Source organism: Wolbachia endosymbiont of Pentalonia nigronervosa (assembly GCF_014534705.1).
Taxonomy (GTDB): domain Bacteria; phylum Pseudomonadota; class Alphaproteobacteria; order Rickettsiales; family Anaplasmataceae; genus Wolbachia.
The window spans coordinates 1-8589 of the sequence record NZ_JACVWV010000054.1 but is presented as its reverse complement, the minus strand read 5'-3'; the positions used below and the strand labels follow the sequence as shown (position 1 = coordinate 8589).

Here is an 8589-nt window from a genome sequence, read left to right as displayed (position 1 = left end):
CCTGTTCGCCCTATCCACATCACTGCTGCTATGAACTTTCTGTTGTCCTTTGCACTCCTTCCACTATCCCCTTTCTTTCCGGGTAAACTCTCCTTTATCCTTTCCCATTGCTTATCTTTTAAGTCGTATAACATCCTTAGCTTCTCTCAAAAATTGTTATTATAACTCCTTTCTTTTTGAATGTCTACACTACCTAGATAAACATTCTTCTGTTCCAAACAAACGTCCTATATATTGGAATGATATAAAAGGAAAGCTTCACGAAGGAATACAATTACACATTTTTGAAACTTTCATGACGAACTTCTTAGAAGGAGGTTATACCATCCAAGATGAGGTTACCGGAGACATAAAAGTTCCATCACTTGCAGGAATTGTAGAGTATATATATCCAGAAATATCTCAGCATTTTACAGATACTGACGTAGAAAAAATTGCTGAAGAGATACTCACAACCACAAAAAGTTGATTGTAAAAAGACAAAATAGGATATAAGTTTTCTTAAAAAAAATAAGAGAACTTAGCTGTACGCTACTGGCGCTTTTATCCCCTTCCTATCCTAAATCTCGTACACTTATTTCTTACTTTAACTTAACTTAATTTATACCAGAAAAATGAATTAAAGAATTTTTTACTTTTCATTGTATATTTCTCAACATATCATTTTCAAAGTATTAGAAAAAATATTATGGCGGTATTAATAGTTGAGTCACCTGCTAAGGCGAAAACAATAGGTAAATATTTAGATAAAAAATTTAAAGTAGCGGCATCTTTTGGGCATGTGAGAGACTTACCAGCAAAAAGTGGTTCTGTTGATCCAAATAATGATTTTGCTACAAAGTACATCATTATTGAAAAAGCAGAAAAATATATAAAAGAGTTGGTAAAAATTGCCAGTAAAGAATTGGACATATACCTTGCAACAGATCCAGATAGAGAGGGAGAAGCTATAGCTTGGCATATTGTCGAGGTGCTAAAAGAAAGAAAAGCAATTAGTGATAAAAGTAATATTTACAGGATAGCCTTTAATGAAATAACAAAAAATGCAGTGCGGGAAGCGATAAAAAATCCAGGAAAAATAAATATGGATTTAGTATATGCACAACAAACACGGAGAGATTTAGATTATCTAGTGGGGTTCACTCTCTCACCTATATTATGGAAAAAGCTACCAGGAAGTAAATCTGCAGGTCGTGTACAATCCGTTGTATTACGACTCATATGCGAGCGAGAGAATGAAATTAGTAAGTTTGTATCGCAGGAATATTGGAGTATAAAAGCAGAAATGCAGAATAGTGCGAGTGAGACTTTCTTTGCGTTGCTTAGCCACTATGACAATACAAAGTTAGAAAAATTCACGATTAAGAATGAAGAAGAAGCACAGAACTTAGTCAAACAGATTGAATCGAGGCAGTATACTGTCAGCACAATAGAAAATAAGCAAATAAAGAGGAACCCCCCTCCCCCATTTATTACTTCAACTCTACAGCAAGATGCAGTAAATAAACTGTATTTCAACGTAAAGAACGTTATGCGCATAGCACAAAATTTATATGAAGGTATTAATATTGGTGGGGAAACTGTAGGTTTGATTACTTACATGCGTACAGATGGATTTTATATTGCAGATGAAGCTATTGGCTCAATTCGAGGATCTATCAAGTCATTATATGGTGATAAATATTTGCCAAAATCTCCTCGTCAATATGTTAAAAAGGTCAAAAATGCTCAAGAAGCACATGAAGCAATTCGGCCAACAGATATTAATAGAACACCAGATAGCATTGCAAATTACTTAACTCCAGAGCAATTTAAATTATATGACTTAATTTGGAAAAGAACTATTGCAAGCCAAATGGAGTCAGCAATCATTGACCAAATGATAGTAGAGATTAGTTCTCATGATCATAAAGTAATACTTAGAGCAAGCGGGTCAAATATATCGTTTGATGGGTTTTATAAGGTTTATCGAGATAATATGGAAGCCGAAGATGATGGGTTATTACCTGCTATGAAAGAAGGAGAAGCGTGTGAATTAATTTCTGTTACTCCTAAACAACATTTCACGCAACCCCCACCACGCTATAGTGAAGCAAGTATTGTGAAAAAAATGGAGGAAGTCGGTATAGGTCGTCCATCAACTTACTCAATGATTATTTCAGTGTTGCAGGACCGTGATTACGTTGTGTTAGATAACAAAAGGTTTTTTCCTAGCAGTCGTGGTAAAATTGTTACCATATTCCTAAAGAAATTTTTTAATCGTTATGTAGAATACGATTTTACAGCTCACATGGAAGAAGAACTTGATTTAATATCAAATGGCAATGCAAGGAGGAAAGAAGTACTAAGTCAATTTTGGCTACCATTTTTTGACAATATTAGTTCTGTTAAAAAAATGGAATATGATGAAGTTTTAGGTGGTATCAGTGATTTAATTCTTGACTGTTTTTGTTCAGAAGAAGAAAAAAATAATATAGAGAAAAAATGTACTACTTGTTCTGATGGTATGTTGAAATTGAATGTTGGGCGTAGCGGAGCATTTTTTGGCTGCTCTAATTATCCTGAATGTCGTTATACCAGAGAAGTTACTGATAGTGGTAATGAGAATTTAACGTACCCTAAAAGCCTGGGAATAGATAGCACAACTGGTCAAGAAGTTATGATTAAGAAAGGTCCTTATGGGTTTTATCTGCAGTTTAATAGTGAGTCAGACAAGAAAAAAGCAGTAGCTATACCAAAAGACATGAACGTTGAGAATGTAGATTTGAACACTGCAACTGGATTACTATCTTTACCGAAAATAATTGGGGAACATCCAGACACAGGAAAAGAAGTAAAAGTGGGTCTTGGACGATTTGGATACTATGTTTTTTATGATAGTAAATATTTTTCCATAAAAAAAGGACCTATGGAAGCTTTGAACATTAAATTCAATGAAGCTATAGAAATTATTGCAAATAGCACACGTAAAGAATTAAAATCTCTTGGTTTTGATGAGCAAGGAAGAGAGATTATTATTTGCGATGGAAAATATGGATATTATATAAAATGTGGCAAAATAAATGTTGCTTTAGGTAAAGATGCAGATATTAAAAACATAGATTTCAAAAAAGCAATAGAGCTGATTAATAATAAAGTGACAAAGCGCAAAAGTACAGCAAAGTCATCATAAAATTCCTACAAGTCCAAGTTGTTGTTTCTCAGATGGCAGATTAGTAGTAAAAGTAGGCCATATTTTGATTGACAAAGAGCGTATTATGATGTATAATTAAAACTATTTAACATAAATTTATGTATGAATGTTAAGATTTATAAACCAACAAAAACCGCAACACAATCTGGCTTAGGCAATACAAAACTTTGGTACCTTAAAGTTGAATCTTCTAATCTTTATTATATTAACCCTCTAATGGGTTGGGTGGGATCAAAAGATCCAAGAAAGCAAATTGTGCTGAAGTTTGATTCACTTGAAAAGGCAATATCTTATGCAAAAAGACGTAATGCTAAGTATACAGTTGATATGCCAAAAAATACTAAAAAATCACTAAAATCTTACGCAAGTAATTTTTTAATAAGTAACTGATAGGTTGCATTTTATTTTTAATTATGTAAACTTAAAGTTAATTAAATATTATTCAATATTAAGGAGTACTATATGCCAGGTGATTTATTTGCTTTTTTTGATACTGCGCCTGCTGGAGGCTTTGAAATTGAAAGTTCTCTCTGTATAGATGGTCAATGCAATAAATATGAAGGAAATATTAATCCCGATGATATTTGGACATCTTATTTAACTTCACCAGATGGAAAAACCACAAAGGAAGTTAAAGCTAGTGTAGTGGATTTTTTTAAGCCAGCAATTTGTTTCAGTATGAAAGATCAAGGTAAAGACATTTCTTTAGAAGTGAGTCTTGAAGATTGTGAATTTGCAGAAGATGGTTCTCTTCACATTAATAAAAGTAGTCAAGATTACACATTTAACATTGTAATAAAGGCAGCAAAGGCATAAAGCCTACATTTCAGGTACAATATTCAATATTGATGCTACTCTATTAATAATGTTTTTGACTACTGGTGCTGCAATTACTCCGCCTGTGTGGGATGACAGCCCTTGTGGTTCATCGATAGCAATTAGTATGATATATCTTGGGTGCAACGTGGTTAATACTCCTATAAATGATACTATATTTGCATTTTTGTTGTATTGACCATTTACAACCTTCTCTGCTGATCCAGTTTTTCCGCCTATTGCATATGCTTTTATATTTGCTCTTTTTCCCGTTCCATTTGTCACTGCCATACGCAGAAGTTTTGTTATTTCACTTGAAGTTTTCCGGGTAACTATCTGTTCTCCTATACTTTTTTTATCAAGAATTAAAGTTGCATTGTGAAATATTCCATCATTAACCAATGCAGCTGCAGTTTGTGCAATATGCATCGGAGTTGTGGCAATTCCATAGCCATAAGATGCCGTAATTAGTGTACTTTCACTCCATTTATTTGGTATTATCGGCATAGATTTTTCCGGTATTTCTATTTTCAAGGGGGAAAAAAATTTCATTGCTTTAAAGTATTCAACTTGTTGTTCAATGCCTAAATCAAGCGCGATTTTTGCTGCACCAATATTAGATGATTTGACGAATATATCCTGAACAGTAATGTTGGCAATTTTAGACTTATGAAAATCATAAATTTTGTATTTCCCAATAGTAATCGGTTTTGACACATTATATATATCATTCACTGTGATAACATTTGCATCGAGAGCTGCAGCTATTGTAAAAAACTTTAATACTGAACCCATTTCATATACTCCAAGAGTAGCACGATTGAACTTTTGTACATCTGTTGCTTGACTCATTACATTAGGGTTAAAATCTGGTAGACTGACCATAGAAATAACTTCACTGTTTTTCACATCCAAGAAAATTCCTATTCCACCAAGGGCATGATACTTGTCTATAGCTTTAGTTAATTCATCATGTATTACATTTTGTATGCGCAAATCCAACGATAATTTGAGTGGTTTTTGTTCCTGATTCTTGCTTATATACGCCTCAATGCCAGCAATTCCGTTACCATCTATATCGGTATAACCAAGTACATGTGCAAATAAGTTACTGTACGGATATATACGTTTTACATCGTTATAGAAATTTATTCCCGGTACGCCGGTGCTTTTTATCGCTAGAGATTCTTTTGGCGTTAAATGACGCTTTATCCAGGCAAATTTTCTTTTTGAGGTAAGTAGCTTATATACATTGTCATATTCAAGATCGTGAAAAATAGAGCAAAGTTGCTCTGCTGTACTCTGGGGATTTTTTATTCTAGTTGGATCGATATAAAGTGATGTTGTTGGCACATTTGTTGCTATTACCACTCCATTTCTATCAAGAATGTCGGGTTGTTTATATATAGTATTGCTTCTTCCAGAATTTTCCAAAGTAGCTGGATGATGAAATGTTAAGGAGAATACACGAAAAATAATTATTATATAAAAGATAAAAAGTGGTACTATAAAACATAATGAGCGAAGTTTATTTTTTAGCATATAGAAAAAATGGAAGTTATCTTAGCTGAACCACGTGGTTTTTGTGCTGGAGTGAGGAGAGCTGTGGACATATTAGCTATTACGTTAGAAAAATACCGGGATAAGCGCCAGGTATATGTGCTGCATGAAATTGTTCATAACAAGTATATAATAGAGGATTTTAAGAAACAAGGGGTAATTTTTGTCAAAAACATTGAGGAAATTAAAGATCCTAGAGGAATATTAATATTTAGCGCTCATGGAGTGTCACAAAGCATAGAGGATGAAGCAAGCAGGAAAAATATTCAAGTGATTGATGCAACATGTCCATTAGTTAGCAAAGTGCATAAAGAAGCTAGGAGATATGAAGATAGAGGAAAAGAATTAATCTTAATTGGACATGAAAACCATCCAGAAGTTCAAGGAATACGTGGCAGAGTAAATAATCCTATAACTTTAGTACAAAATGTTGCAGATGCATATACATGCGCAGTGAACGATCCAAATAACCTGTCTTACGTTACACAAACAACATTAAGCATTGATGATACTCGTGAAATCATAACCATACTGAAATCAAGGTTTCCAAACATTACAGGTCCTGACTTAAAAGATATATGTTATGCAACCCAAAATAGGCAAAATGCTGTTAAAAAATTAGCCGAGATTGTAGATATAGTATTGATTATAGGAAGTAAAAATAGCTCAAATTCAAATCGATTATTAGATCTATGTATCGCCAAAGGAAAAAGGGCCTATTTGATTGATAACTATAAATGTATAGATAAAAGTTGGTTAAAAGATGTGAAAAAATTGGGAATCACTGCAGGGGCCTCTGCTCCTGATATACTAGTGGATGAACTGATAGACAACTTAAGAGCAAATATGAGTATTAAAATTTCAGTTATGCCAAATGGATTCACCGAAAATGTGCAATTTAAAATACCAAGTTCTATTTAACACTCCCCTCCCCTTCCCACTCCCAAACCTATGTTCCTTAAATCTCGATTTTCGGTGATAATTTTATCGTTAGAATAGAATGTATTTACAACTCCAGTACTTGTTAAAATCACAGTAAAATTGTCAAAAGCAGCAGGGTCATAATATCTTTCATATAATTCAACTGAACATTGCAAACTAATTTTCTCTTTGTTACCATAATTTATTTCATAATCATTAATAGAATTTAACATAGCAGAGTTATGTAATAATCTATCAGCTATCATACAGTCTAAAATCCCGTTGATTTTTATCGTGATATATCGACTTCCAGCATAATCTAATGCCTTTCGCCAACCAAGAGAGGAGATTTCTTTTATCTCTTCTCTATTGTTGCGTAAAGTAAACCTTAAGTTTCTTATGTTATTTAATGTAACATAATTGTTATCATAATCTTTAATTCTCAATTGTAATTTTTTCATTGCTCACTCCTTTAAAAAATACATCAAAATTAATCACCGAGTGTAAAATTTCATCATTCTGATTTATAACGCAATTATTTTCTACGATATCAAGATATTTAATATCTTTTAATATCAAGTTAATATGTTTTATAATATTGAACATACTATCTATGTGATAGGTGCATATATCACATGAAAATCTTGCTTTAATAGCAAAATTAGATAACATATGTAAATTTTTATAATTTACTATATGCAACTTTACATAGGGAGTTGAAACCTGTTTAGGCAAGTAATCATAAATATTAGTAACATACTTCCTTAAGCTAGTGTTTTTCCTGAGCATGGAATAAATACTATTATGTATGGCTTGAATTTCTTCCATAATTAACCTCCTTTTATAGTACAACCCTTGGATTACGGAATGGGGAATATACCTTTTTTATCTCAGATAAGTAGCTACCCACGTCGGATTCACGGTTTTTATAAAGTATAGAAACATGCTGTATAATTCCTAATTTAATCTGCTCAGGAACAATATCATAACCAGCCTCATATGTAACATTAACCACTTTTGCATTTGGAGAACTCTGAAATTCAACATAGCTTCCCACGTTGCTAAAATAGTACTTAATCTCTTGCCTCTCTTGATTTGTGGATGTTATTGCAGTAGCTGATATTATCTCTTTAACAGGGCCATAGCTTAGATAGATTCTACGTGGTATATAGCCTTCATATGAAACTTGCCATGTCTGCCTCATTAGCGATTTCTCCATATGCCATTCAGCGTATTCCGTTGCCATGGCAATGAGACTTAAAATTAGATCATCATCTTGATTATTTTCAACACGCAAGAACAATTTTACCCCTTCCAAAGTCACAGGAAAAGGCTCAGATTTAGATTTACGTTGCACATATACAACCGGATTTTTTGATAAAGTAAACATTATAACCCCCCCTTTTTTATCTAATTAAGTTATTTGTGTTTTAGTATCGCAAACATTTGTATAAACAAAAGTGTTTGAAATTTTAATTCTTGTACTTATAAATTTTTGATTGTGTGCTCCACTGCATTGAGAAGAGAACGCATTAAAGCTGTTTCCCCCTTTTTAGCAATAAAATTTGAGTTCACAGCATAACTTATTAAACTAGATTTTAATATATCTACATTTTGAGAGTGGATATTTTTAAAAATAGAGTTTAATTCTTTAATAAGTAAATTACGAAACTTTTGTGCATTATCATACGTCAAATCCTCGATTTCATGCGCAAACTTATCCTGACTAGTAGTCATTATGTCATCAATCTTATCGTAGAATTCTTGTAGATTTTTCTCACTATTCTTAAAATTTTTCCTCATACCTACATAACGCAATTACTGTTGCTATTGTAATAACAATAGAAGAATTACCGAAGTAAAAAATACACTAGGTGTACAGTCCCAAAATATAGACTCCCTGAGAAGATGTCTTGAAAAGAAATGAAAAGATAAATATACTAAAGCAAATGTAGAATTAAGAGGTAAAAAAATGTATCCAAGTGACATAAGTGACAAAGAATGGGAAATACTAGAGCCATACGTTGCACAAGGGGCAATAGGAAGGCCAAGAAAACACGATATTAGAGCGATTATTAATGCAATAAGATATATAATGA

Annotated in this window: 10 protein-coding genes; 5 read left to right on the top strand and 5 right to left on the bottom strand. The window is 32.7% G+C overall.

Features of this window, described 5'->3' with window-relative positions:
• The first annotated feature begins 295 nt into the window (after positions 1–295).
• The 4 genes from IC220_RS05360 to IC220_RS05345 all read left to right on the top strand — a co-directional run bounded on the left by IC220_RS05360 (position 296) and on the right by IC220_RS05345 (position 4009).
• Positions 296–469 (top strand): hypothetical protein, encoded by a 174-nt coding sequence (locus IC220_RS05360; protein ID WP_188153494.1) that lies wholly within the window; start codon positions 296–298, stop codon positions 467–469.
• A gap of 219 nt (positions 470–688) precedes the next feature.
• A complete protein-coding gene (topA, locus tag IC220_RS05355) occupies positions 689–3172 on the top strand; it encodes a type I DNA topoisomerase (protein ID WP_188153493.1) in 2484 nt (827 codons plus the stop codon).
• Between the two features lie 123 nt (positions 3173–3295).
• Entirely contained in the window at positions 3296–3583 is a 288-nt protein-coding gene (locus IC220_RS05350) for an ETC complex I subunit (protein WP_188153492.1), read from the top strand.
• Between the two features lie 72 nt (positions 3584–3655).
• Positions 3656–4009, top strand: a complete 354-nt coding sequence (locus IC220_RS05345; RefSeq protein WP_188153491.1) for a hypothetical protein — start codon at positions 3656–3658, stop codon at positions 4007–4009.
• A gap of 3 nt (positions 4010–4012) precedes the next feature.
• On the opposite strand, the gene IC220_RS05340 is transcribed toward IC220_RS05345, so the two are convergent.
• Positions 4013–5551 (bottom strand): peptidoglycan D,D-transpeptidase FtsI family protein, encoded by a 1539-nt coding sequence (locus IC220_RS05340; RefSeq protein WP_188153490.1) that lies wholly within the window; start codon positions 5549–5551, stop codon positions 4013–4015.
• A gap of 9 nt (positions 5552–5560) precedes the next feature.
• Between IC220_RS05340 and ispH the strand changes: the two genes are divergently transcribed.
• Positions 5561–6490, top strand: coding sequence for a 4-hydroxy-3-methylbut-2-enyl diphosphate reductase (gene ispH / locus IC220_RS05335; RefSeq protein ID WP_188153489.1), 930 nt, complete (start codon positions 5561–5563; stop codon positions 6488–6490).
• On the opposite strand, the gene IC220_RS05330 is transcribed toward ispH, so the two are convergent.
• The 4 genes from IC220_RS05330 to IC220_RS05315 all read right to left on the bottom strand — a co-directional run bounded on the left by IC220_RS05330 (position 6487) and on the right by IC220_RS05315 (position 8293).
• Positions 6487–6951, bottom strand: coding sequence for a phage tail tube protein (locus IC220_RS05330; protein ID WP_188153488.1), 465 nt, complete (start codon positions 6949–6951; stop codon positions 6487–6489). The two genes, ispH and IC220_RS05330, sit on opposite strands and share 4 nt — an antisense overlap.
• Positions 6926–7318 (bottom strand): DUF3168 domain-containing protein, encoded by a 393-nt coding sequence (locus tag IC220_RS05325; protein WP_188153487.1) that lies wholly within the window; start codon positions 7316–7318, stop codon positions 6926–6928. The genes IC220_RS05330 and IC220_RS05325 overlap by 26 nt, the downstream gene beginning before the upstream one ends.
• A 13-nt stretch (positions 7319–7331) precedes the next feature.
• Positions 7332–7880: a head-tail connector protein gene (locus tag IC220_RS05320; protein ID WP_188153486.1), complete on the bottom strand. Its 549-nt coding sequence runs from the start codon at positions 7878–7880 to the stop codon at positions 7332–7334.
• Positions 7881–7975: 95 nt separating this feature from the next.
• Positions 7976–8293 (bottom strand): ECH_0659 family protein, encoded by a 318-nt coding sequence (locus IC220_RS05315; protein WP_188153485.1) that lies wholly within the window; start codon positions 8291–8293, stop codon positions 7976–7978.
• Positions 8294–8589 lie beyond the last annotated feature (296 nt).

Bases quoted from the DNA above. Each gene is read 5' to 3' on its own strand.
- IC220_RS05340 (WP_188153490.1), bottom strand. From the start codon at position 5,551: ATGCTAAAAAATAAACTTCGCTCATTATGTTTTATAGTACCACTTTTT.
- topA (WP_188153493.1), top strand. From the start codon at position 689: ATGGCGGTATTAATAGTTGAGTCACCTGCTAAGGCGAAAACAATAGGT.
- IC220_RS05325 (WP_188153487.1), bottom strand. From the start codon at position 7,318: ATGGAAGAAATTCAAGCCATACATAATAGTATTTATTCCATGCTCAGG.
- IC220_RS05360 (WP_188153494.1), top strand. From the start codon at position 296: ATGACGAACTTCTTAGAAGGAGGTTATACCATCCAAGATGAGGTTACC.
- IC220_RS05330 (WP_188153488.1), bottom strand. From the start codon at position 6,951: ATGAAAAAATTACAATTGAGAATTAAAGATTATGATAACAATTATGTT.
- IC220_RS05345 (WP_188153491.1), top strand. From the start codon at position 3,656: ATGCCAGGTGATTTATTTGCTTTTTTTGATACTGCGCCTGCTGGAGGC.
- IC220_RS05350 (WP_188153492.1), top strand. From the start codon at position 3,296: ATGAATGTTAAGATTTATAAACCAACAAAAACCGCAACACAATCTGGC.
- IC220_RS05315 (WP_188153485.1), bottom strand. From the start codon at position 8,293: ATGAGGAAAAATTTTAAGAATAGTGAGAAAAATCTACAAGAATTCTAC.
- IC220_RS05320 (WP_188153486.1), bottom strand. From the start codon at position 7,880: ATGTTTACTTTATCAAAAAATCCGGTTGTATATGTGCAACGTAAATCT.
- ispH (WP_188153489.1), top strand. From the start codon at position 5,561: ATGGAAGTTATCTTAGCTGAACCACGTGGTTTTTGTGCTGGAGTGAGG.